Source organism: Citrobacter sp. Ce129, assembly GCF_030334545.1.
GTDB lineage: Bacteria > Pseudomonadota > Gammaproteobacteria > Enterobacterales > Enterobacteriaceae > Citrobacter > Citrobacter europaeus.
The window spans coordinates 178,032-195,649 of sequence record NZ_JAOWDS010000073.1; the positions used below are offsets into that span (position 1 = coordinate 178,032).

The window sequence follows — 17,618 nt, forward strand, 5'->3', positions numbered from 1 at the left end:
TGGGCGTGCCGCAACGGATTTTGGTTCTTGGCGCCAGTGGCTACATTGGTCAGCATCTGGTTCAGGCGCTCAGCCAGCAAGGGCATCAGGTGCTGGCTGCGGCACGCCGCATTGAACGTCTGGAAAAGCAGCAACTGGCCAACGTCAGTTGCCATAAGGTCGATTTGAATTGGCCAGATAACCTCACCCCGCTGTTGACGGGTGTTGATACGGTTTACTATCTGGTTCATGGTATGGGTGAAGGCGGTGATTTTATCGCCCACGAACGCCATGTGGCGATGAACGTACGCGATGCGCTGCGTAATACGCCAGTTAAACAGCTTATTTTCCTGAGCTCATTACAGGCTCCCCGGCATGAACAGTCCGATCATTTGCGTGCGCGGCAAATAACCGCTGACACCCTGAGAGAGTCAGGCGTGCCAATGACGGAATTGCGCGCTGGCATTATCGTAGGGGCAGGTTCCGCCGCCTTTGAAGTGATGCGCGACATGGTCTATAACCTGCCGGTTCTCACCCCTCCGCGCTGGGTACGTTCGCGTACCACGCCCATCGCGCTGGAAAATTTGATGTACTATCTGGTGGCGCTGTTGGACCATCCCACAAGCCATCACCGCATACTCGAAGCTGCCGGGCCGCAGGTGTTGAGCTATCAGGAACAGTTCGAGCATTTTATGGCGGTCAGCGGTAAGCATCGCCTGCTCATCCCCATCCCCTTTCCTACCCGCTGGATTTCGGTCTGGTTTTTAAACGTCATTACGTCAGTGCCGCCGACCACGGCCAAAGCGCTTATCCAGGGTTTAAAACACGATCTGCTGGCCGATGACACCGAATTACGCGCGCTGATCCCGCAAAAGTTGATTGCCTTTGATGACGCGGTACGCAGCACGTTGAAAGAAGAGGAGAAGCTGGTCAATTCCAGCGACTGGGGTTACGACGCGCAGGCGTTTGCCCGCTGGCGCCCTGAATATGGCTATTTTGCCAAACAGGCAGGCTTTAGTGTTGAAACCTCCGCCAGCAAAAAAGCGCTATGGCAGGTTGTGAATCGACTCGGCGGCAAAGAAGGCTATTTTTTTGGCAATATTTTGTGGAAGACGCGGGCGGCGTTAGACCTGCTAGTCGGCCATAAGCTGGCTAAAGGTCGACCAGAACACTCTCTGTTGCAGGTTGGCGATACCGTCGATAGCTGGAAAGTTATCATCGTTGAACCAGAAAAACAGTTGACGCTGCTGTTTGGGATGAAAGCGCCTGGTTTGGGTCGCCTGAGTTTCACCCTGGAAGATAAAGGCGATCACCGACGCATTGATGTACGTGCCTGGTGGCATCCGCACGGCATGCCAGGACTCTTCTACTGGCTGTTGATGATCCCAGCTCATCTGTTCATTTTCAGAGGGATGGCGAAGCGTATTGCTAAACTTGCAGAACAAATCACAGACTAATGATAAAAAGAGCCTGTATTCTTTCATGTTTCCCATTGCATACAGGCGTATTTCACGGAAGAATGCGCACGATGTTTTTTAAACACAGTGGATTGATATGAAGGTACTGGTTACCGGAGCCACCAGCGGCTTGGGCCGAAACGCGGTTGAGTTTCTATGCAGCAAAGGCGTCAGCGTCAGAGCTACCGGTCGCAATGAAGCGATGGGCAAGCTGCTGGAGAAAATGGGCGCAGAGTTTGTACATGCCGATTTGACCGAGCTGGTGTCTTCACAGGCAAAAGTGATGCTTGCCGGCATCGACACGCTGTGGCACTGCTCCAGTTTTACCTCACCGTGGGGAACTCAGGAAGCCTTCGATCTGGCCAACGTTCGAGCGACCCGACGTCTGGGCGAGTGGGCCGTGGCCTGGGGCGTACGTAACTTCATTCATATCTCCTCTCCATCGCTCTATTTTGATTATCACCACCATCGCGATATCAAAGAAGATTTCCGTCCACATCGCTTCGCCAATGAATTCGCCCGCAGCAAAGCGGCAGGCGAAGAGGTAATTGCGCTGCTCGCGCAGGCTAACCCGCAGACCCGCTTCACGGTATTGCGCCCACAAAGTCTGTTCGGACCTCACGATAAAGTCTTTATTCCACGCCTGGCCCATATGATGTATCACTACGGCAGCATCCTGCTGCCGCACGGCGGAAGCGCGCTGGTGGATATGACCTACTACGAGAATGCAGTGCACGCGATGTGGCTGGCCAGTCAACAAGCCTGCGATAAGCTGCCGTCGGGACGCGCGTACAACATTACCAACGGCGAGCATCGCACCCTGCGCAGCATTGTGCAGAAACTTATCGACGAGCTGAATATTGATTGCCGTATCCGCTCCGTGCCCTACCCGATGCTGGATATGATTGCCCGCAGCATGGAGCGTTTAGGCAATAAATCGGCGAAAGAGCCAAAGCTTACGCATTACGGCGTCTCGAAGCTGAATTTCGATTTTACGCTGGATACTACCCGCGCTCAGGAAGAGTTGGGTTATCAGCCCGTTGTGACGCTGGATGCAGGAATTGAGCGTACCGCGGCCTGGCTGCGTGACCACGGTAAGCTGCCGCGTTAACCCTGCCCGTATTTCTCCAGTAACGCTTCGGCAATTGCCTGAGTTTCTGCATCCGCCACGCCGTTCCACAACGTCGGGCGGAAGTGCATCTGAAACGCCATAATCACCCGCTGCTGTTCACGCGGCGTCATATCAGGTTTTACTTCATAACCATAGCGCGACAGCAGATCGAGTAATGATGCGGTTTCTACCGGCGTATGGGGCGCTCGTCCGGCAAGATAAAATGCCACGCGCTGGGCATCGGGCCACGCGCCGATGCCCTGAGCGGCCAGTGCTTTCCACGGAAATAGCGGGCCGGGATCGTCCTTGCGCTGCGGAGCGACGTCCGCATGGGCCACCACGTTCTGCGGTTTTATGTCGTAGCGGGCGATAATATCTTTCGCCAATGGGATTAACGCCTGAATTTGCGCGGGCTCAAACGGCGCAAAATACTTGCTGCCCGCTGATTTTTGCCAGCCGCGGTTTTCCAGCTCAATGCCGATCGAAGTATCGTTGATACGCGTAGCGCCGCGCCAGAAGCTAATCCCTGCATGCCAGGCCAGATCTTTTTCCGGGACCAGTTGCCAGATACGCGGCTTGCCGTGGTAGAGCGGCGGCACTGCCGGGATCAGATAGTGTGAACTGACGTTTTTATCGGTCAGCGTAGCCAGAGAAGCGTCGAAATCATCCGCCGTGTAATGGATAACCAGCACTTTAATGCGCGGGTAAGCAGCCTGCGCCTGACGGCGGGTATCTAACTGATACCCGTCTTTGTCGACTATTCCTTTTTCGCCAGTACACCCCACCAGCAGTAGCGTTAATGTCAGCAAATACAACAGACGTTTCATCGACGAGTTTTCACCGCGGTGCCGCTGACGCTCACCATCAGCATGCTACCGTCCTTGCCCACCGTTTCGTAATCGATATCGATACCGACTACCGCATCAGCACCGAGTGCTTTCGCCTGTTCACCAAGCTCCTGAAAAGCAATTTCACGCGCTTTACGCAGCTCTTTTTCATACGCGCCGGAGCGACCGCCGACAATATCGCGAATGCCGGCGAAAAAATCGCGGAAGATATTCGCGCCTAAAATGGCTTCGCCAGTAACAACACCGCAGTATTCCACGATGCTCTGTCCTTCCAGCGTAGGGGTTGTCGAAAACTGCATGATTAATCTCCTTTTTGCGCTAAGAGCACGATCTCAAAAGCATTATCGAACCAATACACTATGACACTCAAAGGAAAACCCGCCAAATAAAACTGCTATCCTTGTTGATGTGTAGCGGTTTCAGGTGGTGCGTTTTTATTTTTATTTGACTGGCAGCCGCCAGAAATAAAAAAGCCCCCTGATGTTTGGGGGCCTGAAGTTATTATTTTCTGAAATCTAATGGCGCCTGGCCGGACTGAATGTACATTGCTACGTTATCAAATGTAATCATTTTTGATTTACAAAAAATACATTTTGCCCCGAATGGATTTCCTTCAGTAACATCAAAGGTTGATGTTCTGTATTGGGAACCATGGCAACATGGACAGCGAAAGTGAATATGATTAGTAATAATAGTTACCTCAAAGCGCCACAACATTAATTGCGGATGGACCTTTAGGCCCCTGCTCCACACCGAATTCGACGTTCTGATTTTCATTCAGCGTTTTGAAATCATTACTTTGAATCGCTGAAAAATGGACAAAAACATCTTTGCTGCCATCTGCAGGCGTGATGAAGCCAAACCCTTTTTCAGGATTGAACCATTTAACTAAACCAGTCATTTTAGTAGACATAAATTTTATTCCTTAATTTGAGCCTTTCGGCAAGCATGGTTTTTATGACAGAAACTTCGTAGTGCTTAATGAAGAGACTCAAAGAGGGGATAAATGGATAACACCTGAGAATGAGAACTGCTTGAGTAAACTACTTTGTATATCGTCTGTTATTCAAACCGACCTGATCATTAACGCACGGGCACTGAGATTAATCAACTCTTATTTTAGCCATCTGGAACCCTTTAAAGACATTAATGCTGCATGGCTTTTGTTTACCCAGCCGTAAAGCGCTGTAAATGGAACCTGCAAATGCTCAAATGGTCTATACAATATAAGGAGCACGAATGACCGACAATGCCCTGTCATAGATTGATATACTGAAGCCGAAGTTGGTTGTGATCTCCACCAACATGCTTTAGATGGAGTGATAACTAATATAAATCACTAAAAAACAATGAGTTAAAAAGACTCATAGTCTTTAATGAGACAGAATTGTTCAACGTAGAACACTAATAGTAGAAAGCTAATAAGGAAATCATTATGCGCTACTCGAAACTCTCACTGCTGGTTCCCTGTGCACTACTTCTCAGCGCCTGTACTACCGTGACACCGGTCTATAAAGATAACGGCACGCGTAGCGGTTCATGCGTAGAAGGCGGGCCAGACAGCGTGGCTCAACAATTCTATGATTACCGTATTCAGCATCGAAACAATGACATTACCGCCCTTCGCCCATACATCAGCGACGACCTGGCTAAGCTGCTGAACGATGCCAGCCGTGATAACGCGCATCGCGAACTGTTTAACAGCGATCCGTTCTCCAGTCGCGCCACATTACCGGACAGCGCCAGCGTCGCCAGCGCATCGACTATTCCGAATAGTGATGCACGCAACATTCCACTGCGTGTAGAGCTGAAACAAGGTGACCAAAGCTGGCGTGATGAAGTGCTGATGATCCGTGAAGGCCAGTGCTGGGTCGTTGACGATGTCCGCTATCTGGGCGGCAGCGTACACGCGCCAGCCGGGACGCTGCGCCAGTCTGTCGAAAACCGCTAACCGCCCCATTCACCTGCTTAAATCATAATCCCCATAAATTGTCTGGCATTCTGCATAGAATGCCGACAATTATTCTTGCCCACTGGTGGCCCCGCTATTTTGTGCTATGTTTAGATAAGAATGCGGTTTGCATTTAACTTTTAACGCATAAATATTGCATAACTATTCTGTCAAAGGTAGTATCTGCGGCTTCAATAGCTATCAGACTGCCAGTATCGAGTGTCAATGAGTATTCAATTAAACGGCATTAACTGCTTCTACGGCGCACATCAGGCGCTGTTCGATATCACGCTGGATTGCCCTCAGGGTGAAACACTGGTGTTACTTGGCCCAAGTGGCGCCGGGAAAAGCTCGCTGCTGCGCGTACTCAACCTGCTTGAGATGCCGCGCTCGGGCACGCTCTCTATTGCGGGTAACCGTTTCGACTTCACTAAGACCCCGTCAGATAAAGCCATTCGGGATCTGCGTCAAAACGTGGGCATGGTCTTCCAACAATACAACCTCTGGCCACATCTCACGGTTGTGCAGAATCTGATTGAAGCGCCCTGCCGCGTACTGGGTCTGACAAAAGAGCAAGCGATGGCGCGCGCCGAGAAACTGCTGGAACGTCTGCGCCTGAAGCCATACAGCGATCGCTATCCGCTGCATCTCTCAGGCGGCCAGCAACAGCGTGTGGCCATTGCCCGCGCGTTGATGATGGAGCCACAGGTGCTGCTGTTTGATGAACCGACCGCCGCGCTTGACCCGGAAATTACCGCCCAAATCGTCAGCATCATTCGTGAACTGGCGGAAACCAACATTACTCAGGTGATCGTCACTCACGAAGTGGAAGTTGCCCGTAAAACGGCCAGCCGTGTGGTGTATATGGAAAACGGTCATATCGTCGAGTTTGGGGATGCGAGCTGCTTTGCCAACCCGCAAACCGAAGCGTTTAAAAACTATCTTTCTCACTAAGATTCGGGACAATACAATGAAAAAAGTTCTGATTGCCGCGCTAATCGCAGGTTTTAGCCTTTCCGCTACCGCAGCCCAAACCATTCGTTTCGCCACCGAAGCGTCTTATCCTCCGTTTGAATCAATCGATGCTAATAACAAGATCGTCGGGTTTGACGTTGATCTGGCGAATGCGCTGTGTAAAGAGATTGACGCTACCTGTACCTTCACCAATCAGGCCTTCGACAGCCTGATTCCGAGCCTGAAGTTCCGTCGTTTTGACGCGGTAATGGCCGGTATGGACATCACCCCAGAGCGTGAAAAACAGGTGCTGTTCACCACCCCGTATTACGACAACTCTGCGCTGTTTGTTGGCCAACAGGGTAAATACACCAGCATTGATCAGCTGAAAGGCAAAAAAGTCGGCGTACAAAACGGGACTACACACCAGAAATTCATCATGGATAAACATCCGGAAGTGACTACCGTGCCGTATGACAGCTACCAGAATGCCAAACTCGATCTGCAAAACGGTCGTATTGACGGCGTATTTGGCGATACCGCTGTGGTGACCGAGTGGCTGAAAGATAATCCTAAGCTCGCCGCGGTTGGCGACAAAGTGACGGATAAAGATTACTTCGGTACCGGTCTGGGCATTGCTGTGCGCCAGGGCAATACCGAACTGCAGCAGAAATTTAACGCTGCGCTGGAAAAAGTGAAGAAAGATGGGACTTACGAGACCATCTACAACAAATGGTTCCAGAAGTAATATTTGATGAATGAATTTTTTCCTTTAGCAAGCGCCGCCGGGATGACCGTCGGCCTTGCCGTTTGTGCGCTGATCATTGGCCTCGCGCTTGCCATGTTGTTTGCCGTCTGGGAGTCAGTTAAATGGCGTCCAGTGGCATGGGCTGGCTCGGCTCTGGTCACCATCCTGCGCGGTCTGCCGGAAATTCTGGTGGTTCTGTTTATCTATTTTGGCTCCTCGCAGCTGCTGCTGACGCTGGCCGATGGCTTTACGATCAATCTCGGGTTTGTACAAATCCCGGTTCAGATGCAGATCGAAAACTTCGACGTCAGTCCGTTCCTGTGCGGTGTGATTGCGCTGTCATTGCTGTATGCCGCTTACGCGTCGCAAACGTTGCGTGGCGCCCTGAAGGCCGTGCCACTCGGACAATGGGAGTCAGGTCAGGCATTAGGTTTGTCTAAAGCTGCGATCTTCTTCCGTCTGGTGATGCCGCAGATGTGGCGTCATGCACTACCGGGACTGGGTAACCAGTGGCTGGTATTGCTGAAAGATACTGCGCTGGTCAGCCTTATCAGCGTGAACGATCTGATGCTGCAAACCAAGAGCATCGCCACCCGTACCCAGGAGCCGTTTACCTGGTACATTGTGGCGGCGGCTATTTACCTGGTGATTACGCTGGTGAGCCAGTACATTCTCAAACGCATTGACCTGCGCGCGACACGTTTTGAGCGGAGACCAGGCTGATGCTTGAGTATTTACCTGAATTGTTGAAAGGGCTGCATACCAGCCTGACGCTGACGGTCGCCTCCATCGTGGTTGCTCTGGTGCTGGCATTGATTTTCACCGTCATCCTGACGCTGAAAACACCGGTTCTGGTTTGGCTGGTTCGCGCTTATATCACGCTGTTTACCGGTACACCGCTGCTGGTGCAAATCTTCCTGATCTACTACGGGCCAGGACAATTTCCGACGTTGCAAGAGTATCCGGTGCTGTGGCATCTGCTGTCAGAACCGTGGCTGTGCGCTTTAATTGCGCTGTCGTTAAACAGTGCGGCCTATACCACTCAGCTGTTCTACGGCGCTATTCGTGCAATCCCGGAAGGCCAATGGCAGTCCTGCGGAGCGTTGGGGATGAGCAAGAAGGATACGCTGGCGATTCTGTTGCCGTACGCCTTTAAACGCGCCCTCTCCTCGTATTCCAACGAAGTGGTGCTGGTGTTTAAAAGTACTTCGCTGGCATACACCATCACGCTGATGGAAGTCATGGGCTATAGCCAACTGCTGTACGGTCGCACTTATGACGTCATGGTTTTCGGCGCGGCGGGTGTGATTTATCTGATCGTCAACGGTTTGCTGACGCTGATGATGCGCTTAATCGAACGTAAAGCGCTGGCGTTTGAACAGCGGAATTAAACATATGCCTGATGGCGCTACGCTTATCAGGCCTACGGTTCATGCACCTTTTGTAGGCCGGATAAGGTGCTAGCACCGCCATCCGGCAAATATGCATAAAGCAAAATAATAAAGACGGACAAGAACCTAAATTGTCCGTCTTTTTTTATATCAAAAAAATACTTAATCATTTTTATTGCATATAAATTCATTAAATGGCATTGTTAATCCACGCCGCAGATACGGTAAATAATCATAAGATTGACAGACGGGAGTTCCACCATGAAAAAGTTAGTACTGGCTGCATTACTTGCTACTTTCGCCGCTGGCGCCTCAGCCGCTGATAAAATTAGTTTCGGTGTATCAGCCACTTACCCGCCATTTGAGTCGCTCGACGCAAACAATAAAATCGTCGGATTTGACATCGATCTGGCAACGGCGCTGTGCAAACAAATGCAGGCTGACTGTACTTTCACCAATCACGCTTTCGACAGCCTGATCCCCGCGCTGAAATTTAAGAAGTATGATGCGGTAATTTCCGGAATGGATATCACGCCTGAGCGTAGCAAGCAGGTGGCATTTACTCAGCCGTACTATGCAAACTCCGCGCTGGTGATTGCGAAAAAAGACACCTATAAAACCTTTGCCGACCTGAAAGGAAAACGCATCGGCATGGAAAACGGCACCACGCACCAGAAATACTTGCAGGACAAACATCCTGAAGTGAAAACCGTGGCCTACGACAGCTATCAGAATGCGATTATCGACCTGAAAAATGGTCGTATTGATGGCGTATTTGGCGATACCGCTGTGGTTAACGAGTGGCTTAAAACCAACCCGCAGCTAGGCGTAGCCACTGATAAAGTGACCGACCCACAATACTTCGGTACTGGCCTTGGCATCGCGGTTCGCCCGGATAACAAAGCCCTGCTGGAAAAACTGAACAGCGCGCTGGCGGCAATCAAAGCTGACGGCACGTACCAGAAAATCAGCGATCAGTGGTTCCCACAGTAACGTCTGCCCAGTCTGAAAAGCCGCGCTCTGCGGCTTTTTTTATCTCTTCGCCTGCGCTTTCAGTCAGTTCTTACGCCAGAAACGCATTCCTGGCGTACACTTGTTAAAACGAAAAAAAGTGAGGCAAAAGGATGATAGCATTCCCTGCCAGTTTACTGATCCTCAATGGAAAAAGTGCTGATAACCTTCCCCTGCGTGACGCCATTGCGAATCTGCGTGATGAGGGCGTGGAAATTCATGTTCGCGTTACCTGGGAAAAAGGCGACGCCCAACGATACGTTGATGAAGCTCGTCAGTTGGGCGTTGAAACGGTGATTGCCGGTGGCGGCGACGGCACAATAAACGAAGTCTCGACGGCGCTTATCCAGTCGCAGGGCGGCAATATTCCGGCGCTGGGTATTTTACCGTTGGGAACGGCGAATGACTTTGCCACCAGCGTTGGTATACCCGAGGACCTTGATAAGGCGTTAAAGCTGGCTATCGCCGCAAATGCGACGGCGATCGATATGGTGCAGGTCAATGATAAAACCTGTTTTATCAACATGGCAACCGGTGGCTTCGGCACACGCATCACGACCGAGACACCAGAAAAACTCAAGGCTGCGCTGGGTGGCGTATCGTACTTTATTCACGGATTAATGCGCATGGATACGCTCAAACCCGACATCTGCGATATTCGAGGGGAAGACTTTCACTGGCAGGGTAAAGCGCTGGTAATTGGTATCGGTAATGGTCGCCAGGCCGGTGGGGGGCAACAGCTATGCCCGACAGCGCTTATCAACGATGGTCTGCTGCAACTGCGTATTTTTACCGGCGAAGAGCTGTTGCCAGGGCTGCTTTCGGCGTTAACGCAATCCGAAGACAACCCTAACATTATAGAGGGCGCATCATCGTGGTTTGATATCCGCGCCCCGCATGAAATTACCTTTAATCTCGATGGCGAACCGCTCAGCGGACAAGAGTTTCATATTGAAATCCTGCCCGCGGCGTTACGTTGCCGACTGCCGCCGGGTTGTCCGCTGTTGCGCTAACACGATGGCAGTCGCCTGAAATCAGGCGATGGTGACTTTGCTATCCAGATAAACATCCTGCACGGCGTTAATCAGCTTAACGCCGTCGGTCATGGTTTTCTTGAATGCCTTGCGCCCAAGAATCAGCCCCATACCGCCCGCACGTTTGTTAATCACCGCAGTACGTACCGCATCGCTCAGATCGGTTTCGCCGCCAGCCGCACCGCCAGAGTTAATTAACCCGGCGCGTCCCATATAGCAGTTCGCCAGTTGATACCGCACCAGGTCAATCGGGTTGTCGCTGGTCAGCTTGCTATAGACGCGATCGTCGGTGTAGCCAAAATTGACCGCTTTATACCCGCCGTTATTTTCCGCCATTTTTTGCTTCACGATATCCGCCCCGATAGTGGCCGCCAGATGGTTAGCCTGCCCGGTAAGATCGGCAGAAACATGGTAATCCACGCCATCTTTTTTAAACGCCGGGTTACGCAGATACGCCCACAGCACCGTGACCATACCCAGCTCATGAGCACGCTCGAATGCGGCAGAAATCTCTTCAATCTGGCGGCGAGACTCCTCTGAACCGAAATAGATGGTTGCCCCCACCGCAACCGCACCCATATTGAACGCCTGCTCTACGCTGGCATACAGCGTCTGGTCAAACGTATTGGGATAGCTCAGCGTTTCGTTGTGGTTAATTTTTACCAGGAACGGAATGCGGTGCGCGTAGCGACGGGAAACAGAAGCCAGCACGCCATAGGTCGATGCCACGCAGTTACACCCTGCTTCGATAGCCAGCTCCACAATATTCTTCGGATCAAAGTACAGCGGGTTAGCCGCAAACGATGCTCCAGCGGAGTGCTCCACGCCCTGGTCCACCGGTAGAATAGACAGATAACCTGTCCCGGCCAGTCGGCCCGTGTTATACAGCGTCTGCATATTACGCAGCACGGCTGGCGGACGGTTGTTATCCACCATCACGCGGTCGACGTAATCATGTCCAGGCAGGTAAAGTTGATCAGAAGGAATGGTCATACAACGATGCTGTAAAAGGTTGTCGGCGTCTTTGCCAAGCAACTGCGCAATATCAGTCATAGCTATGCTCCCGTAAGTTCCGCTTTGAAAACGGAATGTGGATTGTCCTGGCCCGTTTTGTTGCGGGCAGCAATAAGCCTGGTACCGACTGCGTTTTTTTTCCATCTTTAGCGCACTTTTCAGCAACTTCTGCTGGCTCGATTCAGGAAGAAATAATGTTAAGGCGGTCAAATTTAGACCTTAAAGGTACTTTAAAGGTATTATCAAATGGTACTATCATGGCGTACCTTACCTGTCATGAAGGATTTAAAGATGAAAACTACAGTTAAGCTGTCGTTCATGATGTTTGTAGAGTGGTTTATCTGGGGCGCCTGGTTTGTACCGCTGTGGCTGTGGCTGAGTAAAAGCGGCTTTAGCGCCGGGGAGATCGGCTGGTCTTACGCCTGTACCGCGATTGCCGCGATCCTGTCGCCCATCCTGGTCGGCTCAATCACTGACCGCTTTTTCTCCGCGCAGAAAGTGCTGGCGGTATTGATGTTCGCTGGCGCTATTTTGATGTATTTCGCCGCCCAGCAAACCACCTTCAGTGGATTCTTCCCGCTGTTACTGGCCTATTCGTTAACCTATATGCCGACGATTGCGCTGACCAACAGCATCGCTTTTGCCAACGTACCGGACGTTGAACGTGATTTCCCACGCATCCGTGTGATGGGGACCATCGGCTGGATTGCTTCTGGTTTGGCCTGCGGTTTCTTACCGCAAATGCTTGGCTATAGCGATATTTCACCCACCAATATCCCCCTGCTTATCACTGCCGGAAGCTCCGCGCTGTTGGGCGTCTTTGCGTTCTTCTTACCGGATACGCCGCCAAAAAGTACCGGCAAGATGGATTTTAAAGTCATGCTGGGTCTGGATGCGCTGATCCTGCTGCGTGATAAGAACTTCCTCGTCTTTTTCTTTTGCTCTTTCCTGTTCGCAATGCCGCTGGCGTTCTATTACATCTTCGCCAACGGCTACCTGACAGAAGTCGGAATGAAAAACGCCACCGGCTGGATGACGCTGGGCCAGTTCTCTGAAATCTTCTTTATGCTGGCGCTACCGTTTTTCACCAAACGCTTTGGCATTAAAAAGGTATTGCTGCTTGGTCTTATTACTGCGGCTATCCGCTACGGATTTTTCGTTTACGGCGGCGCGGAGGAATATTTCACTTATGCTCTGCTGTTTCTCGGCATTCTGCTGCACGGCGTTAGTTACGACTTCTACTACGTCACGGCCTACATTTATGTCGATAAAAAAGCACCGGTACATATGCGCACCGCTGCGCAAGGGCTTATCACCCTCTGCTGTCAGGGATTCGGCAGCCTGCTCGGTTACCGTCTGGGCGGCGTCATGATGGAAAAAATGTTTGCTTATCAGGAACCGGTTAATGGTCTTACCTTCAACTGGGCTGGCATGTGGGGATTTGGCGCGGTCATGATCGCCGTCATTGCCGTGATGTTTATGATTTTCTTTCGCGAATCAGATAAAGAAATCACCGCCATTAAGGTGGACGATCGCGATGTAGCGTTGAAACAAGGGGAAGTGAAATGAAAGCAGAACGTATTCTCGGTGCTCTTTATGGGCAGGCGTTAGGGGATGCGATGGGTATGCCGTCGGAACTGTGGCCACGAACCCGGGTAAAAGCTCATTTCGGTTGGATCGACCGTTTTTTGCCCGGCCCTGCGGAGAATAATGCCGCCTGCTATTTTAACCAGGCGGAGTTCACTGATGACACGTCAATGGCGCTGTGTCTGGCAGATGCCCTGCTCGAGTGCGACGGAGAGATTGTGCCAGACGTTATTGGCCGCAATATTCTGGCCTGGGCCGAACGTTTTGACGCCTTTAATAAAAACGTGCTCGGCCCAACTTCAAAAATCGCGCTAAAAGCCATTCGCGACGGCAAACCTGTCGCCGAACTGGAAAACAACGGCGTGACCAACGGAGCGGCAATGCGCGTTTCGCCACTGGGATGCCTGCTACCCGCCCGCGATGTCGATGCTTTTATCGATGATGTGGCATTGGCCTCCAGCCCGACGCATAAATCGGATCTGGCTATCGCTGGGGCTGTTGTGGTCGCGTGGGCGGTATCACGCGCTATCGACGGAGGCAAGTGGTCAGAGATTGTCGATGCGCTACCTGCCATTGCCCAACATGCGCAGCAAAAAAGGATCACGACCTTTAGCGCATCACTCTCTGCACGACTTGAGCTGGCACTGAAAATCGTCCGTAACGCTACCGGCATTGAGTCTGCCTGCGAGCAGTTGTATCAGGTTGTGGGCGCCGGAACCAGTACCATTGAATCCGTGCCTTGCGCCATTGCCATGGTTGAACTGGCGCAGACCGATCCTAACCGCTGCGCTATTCTGTGCGCAAACCTCGGGGGTGATACCGACACCATCGGGGCGATGGCAACCGCCATTTGTGGCGCTATCCATGGCGTAAGCGCGATTAACCCGACATTGAAACATGAGCTGGATGCGGTAAATCAGCTCGACTTTATCCGTTACGCCAGTGGATTGATGCGACTGCGCGAGCAGCGGGAGGCGCTATGATCGCCACGCATCTGCAACACCTCCTCCCGCAGTTGCGTACACAGCGGCCCGTTACGGTGGTGGGTGCGGCGGTAATTGATGTCATTGCCGATGCATATGCCCTTCCCTGGCGCGGATGTGACATTGAACTCAAACAGCAGGGGGTGAACGTTGGCGGCTGCGCGCTCAATATTGCCGTGGCGCTCAAACGTTTAGGTATCGACGCCAGTAATGCTTTACCGCTGGGTCAAGGGGTGTGGGCCGACATTATCCGCAACCGGATGGCAAAAGAGGGATTGCACAGCCTGATCGACAATGCCGCGGGCGATAACGGCTGGTGTCTGGCTCTGGTCGAGCCGGATGGCGAACGTACCTTTATGTCCTTTAGCGGCGTTGAAAATCAGTGGAACGCTGACTGGCTGGCACAGCTGGATATCCCACGCCATAGTCTGGTGTATCTCTCGGGCTATCAGTTAGCCTCTGAGTGTGGCGAACTGCTGGTGCAGTGGCTGGAAGGTCTGGAGGAGGTGACGCCGTTTATTGATTTTGGGCCACGCATCGGCGACATTCCCGAGCCCTTACTGGCAAGAATTATGGCCTGCCGTCCGCTGGTATCACTTAATCGTCAGGAAGCGGAAATTGCCGCCGAGCGGTTTGCATTGAGCCATGATGTAGAGGGTTTTGGCGCAGAATGGGTACAACGTTTCGCCGCGCCGGTAGTGGTACGCCACGATAAAGAGGGCGCGTGGTATTTCAGCGCTCAGACATCCGGTTGCGTACCGGCATTTGCGACAGCGGTCGTTGATACTATCGGCGCAGGCGACAGCCACGCGGGCGGCATGCTGGCCGGACTGGCGTCTGGCTGGACCCTGCCTGATGCCGTACTGCTGGGTAACGCAGTTGCGTCCTGGGTGGTAGGGCATCGCGGCGGCGATTGCGCCCCTTCTCGCGAGGCGTTACTCCTCGCACACAAAGACGTATAGATCGCTTCGACAATAGCTGATGCTGTATTCAATGGGCCGTTGCTGCTGGTCAAGCGCTACTTGCTTGATCACCAGTACCGGCACTTTGCTGTCCATTTGAATGTGCGCCTGGAACTCCGCATCAGGCATTCGGGCGCTGACGCGGGAGCGCGTGCGCTGCGGGAAAATATGCTGGCTGCGAAAATAGTCATACAGTGAAACGCCGATGGCATCCACGTCATGGATAAGATGGGCAGGAACCCATGACTCTTCAATAGAAACCGCGTCTTCATCTACATAGCGAATGCGCTTGAGCAGGAAGACGTCACTCCCCGCGGCAACAGCCAACTGCTGAGCCACCTCTTCCGGGCAAGGCACAATACGCTTGTTGACCCACAGCGTATCTGGCTTTTTACCGCGCAAAACCACCTGCTGTGAAAAACCACGCGCTTCTTTTAGCGAATACTCGAAGATGTTGTTGATCTGCGTCCCGTAACCACGGGCGCGCGTCACTACGCCTTCTTCTTCCAGGGCCTGCATCGCCTTGCGTACCGTAATTCGCGAAACGCCGGTTAACTGGCTGAGATCGCGCTCGCCGGGCAGGATATTTCCATGCTCCAGAATCCCGCTACGCACAGCGTTTTTCACCGTTTGCGCAAATTTCATATACAGCGGCGTGTTATCTGCCGCTGCAATGCGTTCATTCAGTTGCGCGATAAGCTGGGTATGCGCTTGTTCCATTTATCTTTTTCCTGCAGCCTTCTCTGCAGCCAGTATACCCATTACCACCACGCGTGGAAATGATGTACCGGACCAATTCCCTCACCAACCTCCAGGGTGTCGGCCTGCGCCAACGCCGCAGAAAGCCACAGCTTAGCTTCCTGCACTGTCTGTGCCCAGTTGTCATGGCGCGGACGCAGCGCCGCCAGCGCCGCGGATAGCGTACAGCCGGTGCCATGGGTATTTTTGGTCATCACCCTTGGCGCGGTAAAACGCTGCTCTCCTTCACGGGTAAAGAGCCAGTCGGGGCTTTGCGCATCCTCCAGATGACCGCCTTTCATCAATACCGCCTCGCAGCCCAGCGCCCGCAGTGCCCTTCCCTGCTCTAGCATCTCCTGCTCAGTCTGCGCATGGGGAGCCCCGAGCAGTGCCGCAGCTTCGGGTAAATTAGGGGTGATAATCGAAACCTGCGGCAGCAAATGGGTACGCAGTGTTTCTACCGCCGAGGGCGACAGCAACGGATCGCCGCTTTTCGCCAGCATCACCGTATCCAGTACGACATTTTGCACCCGATGGCGACGCAAACGTTCGGCAACCGCTTCAACAATATCCGTCTCCGCCAGCATACCGATTTTGGTGGTGTCGATACGCACATCACTCAACACCGAGTCCAGTTGTGCGGCAACAAAATCAGGTTCTATGCGATAAACCGACTGCACCCCGCGCGTATTTTGCGCCACCAACGCCGTGATAACCGAACAGCCGTAAGCGCCCAGCGCCGAGAAGGTTTTTAAATCGGCCTGAATACCCGCACCGCCGCTTGGATCGGTTCCGGCGATCGTTAATGCGTTAATCCGTTTCATGCTTGCTCCTGTGCGTTCAGGTTATAGAGGGCATCGAGAAAAGCCGGGACAAAACTGCCCGGTCCGGTTGATTGTTGTGTGGCTATTTGCCCGGCCTGTTTCATCCAGCTACAGGCGGAGGCGATGTTATCAAGCCGGTCACCGTACAGGGCGCAACTGGCCGCAACGACCGCCGACAGCGCGCATCCGGTGCCCACCACGCGGGTCATCAACGGATCACCGCCGTTCACGCAGACGGTACGCTGACCATCGGTCACGTAGTCCACTTCGCCGGTAACCACGACAATGGTCCCAACCTGACGAGCCAACGCCTGCGCAGCGGAAAGCGCAGCGGCTGGCGTATCTGTCGTGTCGACGCCGCGGCCCCCGCTGTTCATACCCGCCATAGCAAGTATTTCCGAGGCGTTGCCACGGATAGCGGCAGGCTGTAGTACCAGTAAATCCAGACAGAAGCGACGGCGAAACTCTAGCGCGCCCACGGCAACGGGATCGAGCGTCCACGGGGTTTTAACGAGATGTGCCCGCTCAACGGCGGCACGCATCGCCGTAGCCCGCGTCTGAGTTAAAGTGCCGACATTCACCAGCAACGCACTGGCGATAGCCGCAAACTGGCTGGCTTCCTCAGGCTCGATTACCATCGCAGGGGATGCGCCCAGCGCCAGTAGCGTATTGGCCGTAAAGCTTTGCACGACCTCGTTGGTCATACAGTGTGTGAGTGGTGAAAGCGTTCTAAATTGGTGCAAGGTGTGAGCCGCGAGTGCGCGGCTGTGCAGGTCAGGCTGCATGGTTCAGCTCCTGCCCGCGCGAAGAAGGGACACGAGCAGTGTCAGACTTCCCTACGCTGGCATTATCCAGATCAGGTGGTACGGGTATTTCTCAGCCTTCACAAGGAAGGGCACCCCGAGTCGTTGTTACATAAAACTCAATAATATTAAAAGGACAGTAAGGGAAACTTACATACTTAAGCCCCTGCTATCCATTTACTGAATGGCGGAATGTATCCACACCGCATACTTTACCAGCCAG

Annotated in this window: 20 protein-coding genes and 1 riboswitch; of the genes, 12 read left to right on the forward strand and 8 right to left on the reverse strand. The window is 52.8% G+C overall.

Annotated elements, in window-relative coordinates; all coding sequences use genetic code 11:
• The first annotated feature begins 5 nt into the window (after window positions 1-5).
• Both OGV77_RS20505 and OGV77_RS20510 read left to right on the forward strand, forming a co-directional pair.
• A complete protein-coding gene (locus OGV77_RS20505) occupies window positions 6-1,436 on the forward strand; it encodes an SDR family oxidoreductase (RefSeq protein WP_043017946.1) in 1,431 nt (476 codons plus the stop codon).
• Between the two features lie 97 nt (window positions 1,437-1,533).
• Complete coding sequence (locus OGV77_RS20510; RefSeq protein WP_075145934.1) at window positions 1,534-2,547, forward strand: 3-beta-hydroxysteroid dehydrogenase; 1,014 nt, start codon at window positions 1,534-1,536, stop codon at window positions 2,545-2,547.
• Here OGV77_RS20510 and OGV77_RS20515 read toward each other — a convergent pair.
• The 4 genes from OGV77_RS20515 to cspE form a co-directional block, all read right to left on the reverse strand.
• Window positions 2,544-3,374, reverse strand: coding sequence for an N-acetylmuramoyl-L-alanine amidase (locus tag OGV77_RS20515; RefSeq protein WP_080624939.1), 831 nt, complete (start codon window positions 3,372-3,374; stop codon window positions 2,544-2,546). The two genes, OGV77_RS20510 and OGV77_RS20515, sit on opposite strands and share 4 nt — an antisense overlap.
• A complete protein-coding gene (locus OGV77_RS20520) occupies window positions 3,371-3,694 on the reverse strand; it encodes a heavy metal-binding domain-containing protein (protein WP_001160725.1) in 324 nt (107 codons plus the stop codon). The genes OGV77_RS20515 and OGV77_RS20520 overlap by 4 nt, the downstream gene beginning before the upstream one ends.
• 202 nt (window positions 3,695-3,896) lie before the next feature.
• A complete protein-coding gene (gene ymcF, locus OGV77_RS20525) occupies window positions 3,897-4,085 on the reverse strand; it encodes a cold shock small protein YmcF (RefSeq protein WP_071692589.1) in 189 nt (62 codons plus the stop codon).
• Window positions 4,086-4,095: 10 nt separating this feature from the next.
• Window positions 4,096-4,308 carry a transcription antiterminator/RNA stability regulator CspE gene (cspE, locus tag OGV77_RS20530; RefSeq protein ID WP_087051340.1) on the reverse strand — a complete coding sequence of 71 codons (213 nt, stop codon included), beginning with the start codon at window positions 4,306-4,308 and terminating at the stop codon, window positions 4,096-4,098.
• Between the two features lie 522 nt (window positions 4,309-4,830).
• Between cspE and OGV77_RS20535 the strand changes: the two genes are divergently transcribed.
• From OGV77_RS20535 to yegS, 7 genes are all read left to right on the forward strand, one after another.
• Complete coding sequence (locus tag OGV77_RS20535) at window positions 4,831-5,346, forward strand: lipoprotein (RefSeq protein ID WP_047410047.1); 516 nt, start codon at window positions 4,831-4,833, stop codon at window positions 5,344-5,346.
• Window positions 5,347-5,571: 225 nt separating this feature from the next.
• A complete protein-coding gene (gene artP / locus OGV77_RS20540) occupies window positions 5,572-6,300 on the forward strand; it encodes an arginine ABC transporter ATP-binding protein ArtP (RefSeq protein WP_003027295.1) in 729 nt (242 codons plus the stop codon).
• A 16-nt stretch (window positions 6,301-6,316) separates the two neighbouring features.
• The gene (artI, locus tag OGV77_RS20545) at window positions 6,317-7,048 is read left to right on the forward strand and encodes an arginine ABC transporter substrate-binding protein ArtI (protein WP_003027298.1); all 732 of its coding nucleotides are present in this window, start codon (window positions 6,317-6,319) and stop codon (window positions 7,046-7,048) included.
• Window positions 7,049-7,054: 6 nt separating this feature from the next.
• Window positions 7,055-7,771, forward strand: coding sequence for an arginine ABC transporter permease ArtQ (gene artQ / locus OGV77_RS20550; protein ID WP_043016913.1), 717 nt, complete (start codon window positions 7,055-7,057; stop codon window positions 7,769-7,771).
• Window positions 7,771-8,439 (forward strand): arginine ABC transporter permease ArtM, encoded by a 669-nt coding sequence (gene artM, locus OGV77_RS20555; protein WP_075145931.1) that lies wholly within the window; start codon window positions 7,771-7,773, stop codon window positions 8,437-8,439. Before artQ ends, artM begins: the two co-directional genes overlap by 1 nt.
• 261 nt (window positions 8,440-8,700) lie before the next feature.
• Window positions 8,701-9,432 (forward strand): arginine ABC transporter substrate-binding protein ArtJ, encoded by a 732-nt coding sequence (gene artJ, locus OGV77_RS20560; protein ID WP_043016914.1) that lies wholly within the window; start codon window positions 8,701-8,703, stop codon window positions 9,430-9,432.
• 131 nt (window positions 9,433-9,563) lie between these two features.
• Window positions 9,564-10,463, forward strand: coding sequence for a lipid kinase YegS (yegS, locus tag OGV77_RS20565; protein ID WP_080624937.1), 900 nt, complete (start codon window positions 9,564-9,566; stop codon window positions 10,461-10,463).
• Between the two features lie 21 nt (window positions 10,464-10,484).
• On the opposite strand, the gene fbaB is transcribed toward yegS, so the two are convergent.
• Window positions 10,485-11,537, reverse strand: a complete 1,053-nt coding sequence (gene fbaB / locus OGV77_RS20570) for a class I fructose-bisphosphate aldolase (RefSeq protein WP_087051339.1) — start codon at window positions 11,535-11,537, stop codon at window positions 10,485-10,487.
• Window positions 11,538-11,789: 252 nt separating this feature from the next.
• On the opposite strand from fbaB, the gene OGV77_RS20575 reads away from it, so the two are divergent.
• The 3 genes from OGV77_RS20575 to OGV77_RS20585 are packed head-to-tail and all read left to right on the forward strand — an operon-like array spanning window position 11,790 to window position 15,030.
• Window positions 11,790-13,067, forward strand: coding sequence for a nucleoside permease (locus OGV77_RS20575; protein ID WP_043016917.1), 1,278 nt, complete (start codon window positions 11,790-11,792; stop codon window positions 13,065-13,067).
• Window positions 13,064-14,068: an ADP-ribosylglycohydrolase family protein gene (locus OGV77_RS20580; protein WP_087051337.1), complete on the forward strand. Its 1,005-nt coding sequence runs from the start codon at window positions 13,064-13,066 to the stop codon at window positions 14,066-14,068. Before OGV77_RS20575 ends, OGV77_RS20580 begins: the two co-directional genes overlap by 4 nt.
• Window positions 14,065-15,030: a PfkB family carbohydrate kinase gene (locus OGV77_RS20585; protein ID WP_087051336.1), complete on the forward strand. Its 966-nt coding sequence runs from the start codon at window positions 14,065-14,067 to the stop codon at window positions 15,028-15,030. Before OGV77_RS20580 ends, OGV77_RS20585 begins: the two co-directional genes overlap by 4 nt.
• Here the strand turns inward: OGV77_RS20585 and OGV77_RS20590 are convergent.
• From OGV77_RS20590 to thiM, 3 genes are read right to left on the reverse strand one after another with little or no spacing between them, the layout of a single operon-like run.
• Window positions 15,004-15,750, reverse strand: coding sequence for a GntR family transcriptional regulator (locus OGV77_RS20590; protein ID WP_043016920.1), 747 nt, complete (start codon window positions 15,748-15,750; stop codon window positions 15,004-15,006). The genes OGV77_RS20585 and OGV77_RS20590 overlap by 27 nt on opposite strands.
• Before the next feature lie 41 nt (window positions 15,751-15,791).
• Entirely contained in the window at window positions 15,792-16,592 is an 801-nt protein-coding gene (gene thiD, locus OGV77_RS20595; protein WP_043016921.1) for a bifunctional hydroxymethylpyrimidine kinase/phosphomethylpyrimidine kinase, read from the reverse strand.
• Complete coding sequence (gene thiM / locus OGV77_RS20600) at window positions 16,589-17,377, reverse strand: hydroxyethylthiazole kinase (RefSeq protein ID WP_087051335.1); 789 nt, start codon at window positions 17,375-17,377, stop codon at window positions 16,589-16,591. The genes thiD and thiM overlap by 4 nt, the downstream gene beginning before the upstream one ends.
• 31 nt (window positions 17,378-17,408) lie before the next feature.
• Window positions 17,409-17,505: riboswitch (TPP riboswitch) on the reverse strand.
• Between the last annotated feature and the right edge of the window lie 113 nt (window positions 17,506-17,618).

Coding starts and splice junctions, on each gene's coding strand:
- OGV77_RS20510 (WP_075145934.1), top strand. CDS start 1,534: ATGAAGGTACTGGTTACCGGAGCCACCAGCGGCTTGGGCCGAAACGCG.
- OGV77_RS20535 (WP_047410047.1), top strand. CDS start 4,831: ATGCGCTACTCGAAACTCTCACTGCTGGTTCCCTGTGCACTACTTCTC.
- cspE (WP_087051340.1), bottom strand. CDS start 4,308: ATGTCTACTAAAATGACTGGTTTAGTTAAATGGTTCAATCCTGAAAAA.
- OGV77_RS20580 (WP_087051337.1), top strand. CDS start 13,064: ATGAAAGCAGAACGTATTCTCGGTGCTCTTTATGGGCAGGCGTTAGGG.
- OGV77_RS20515 (WP_080624939.1), bottom strand. CDS start 3,374: ATGAAACGTCTGTTGTATTTGCTGACATTAACGCTACTGCTGGTGGGG.
- OGV77_RS20585 (WP_087051336.1), top strand. CDS start 14,065: ATGATCGCCACGCATCTGCAACACCTCCTCCCGCAGTTGCGTACACAG.
- thiM (WP_087051335.1), bottom strand. CDS start 17,377: ATGCAGCCTGACCTGCACAGCCGCGCACTCGCGGCTCACACCTTGCAC.
- OGV77_RS20590 (WP_043016920.1), bottom strand. CDS start 15,750: ATGGAACAAGCGCATACCCAGCTTATCGCGCAACTGAATGAACGCATT.
- artI (WP_003027298.1), top strand. CDS start 6,317: ATGAAAAAAGTTCTGATTGCCGCGCTAATCGCAGGTTTTAGCCTTTCC.
- artJ (WP_043016914.1), top strand. CDS start 8,701: ATGAAAAAGTTAGTACTGGCTGCATTACTTGCTACTTTCGCCGCTGGC.
- artP (WP_003027295.1), top strand. CDS start 5,572: ATGAGTATTCAATTAAACGGCATTAACTGCTTCTACGGCGCACATCAG.
- fbaB (WP_087051339.1), bottom strand. CDS start 11,537: ATGACTGATATTGCGCAGTTGCTTGGCAAAGACGCCGACAACCTTTTA.
- OGV77_RS20520 (WP_001160725.1), bottom strand. CDS start 3,694: ATGCAGTTTTCGACAACCCCTACGCTGGAAGGACAGAGCATCGTGGAA.
- OGV77_RS20575 (WP_043016917.1), top strand. CDS start 11,790: ATGAAAACTACAGTTAAGCTGTCGTTCATGATGTTTGTAGAGTGGTTT.
- artQ (WP_043016913.1), top strand. CDS start 7,055: ATGAATGAATTTTTTCCTTTAGCAAGCGCCGCCGGGATGACCGTCGGC.
- artM (WP_075145931.1), top strand. CDS start 7,771: ATGCTTGAGTATTTACCTGAATTGTTGAAAGGGCTGCATACCAGCCTG.
- thiD (WP_043016921.1), bottom strand. CDS start 16,592: ATGAAACGGATTAACGCATTAACGATCGCCGGAACCGATCCAAGCGGC.
- yegS (WP_080624937.1), top strand. CDS start 9,564: ATGATAGCATTCCCTGCCAGTTTACTGATCCTCAATGGAAAAAGTGCT.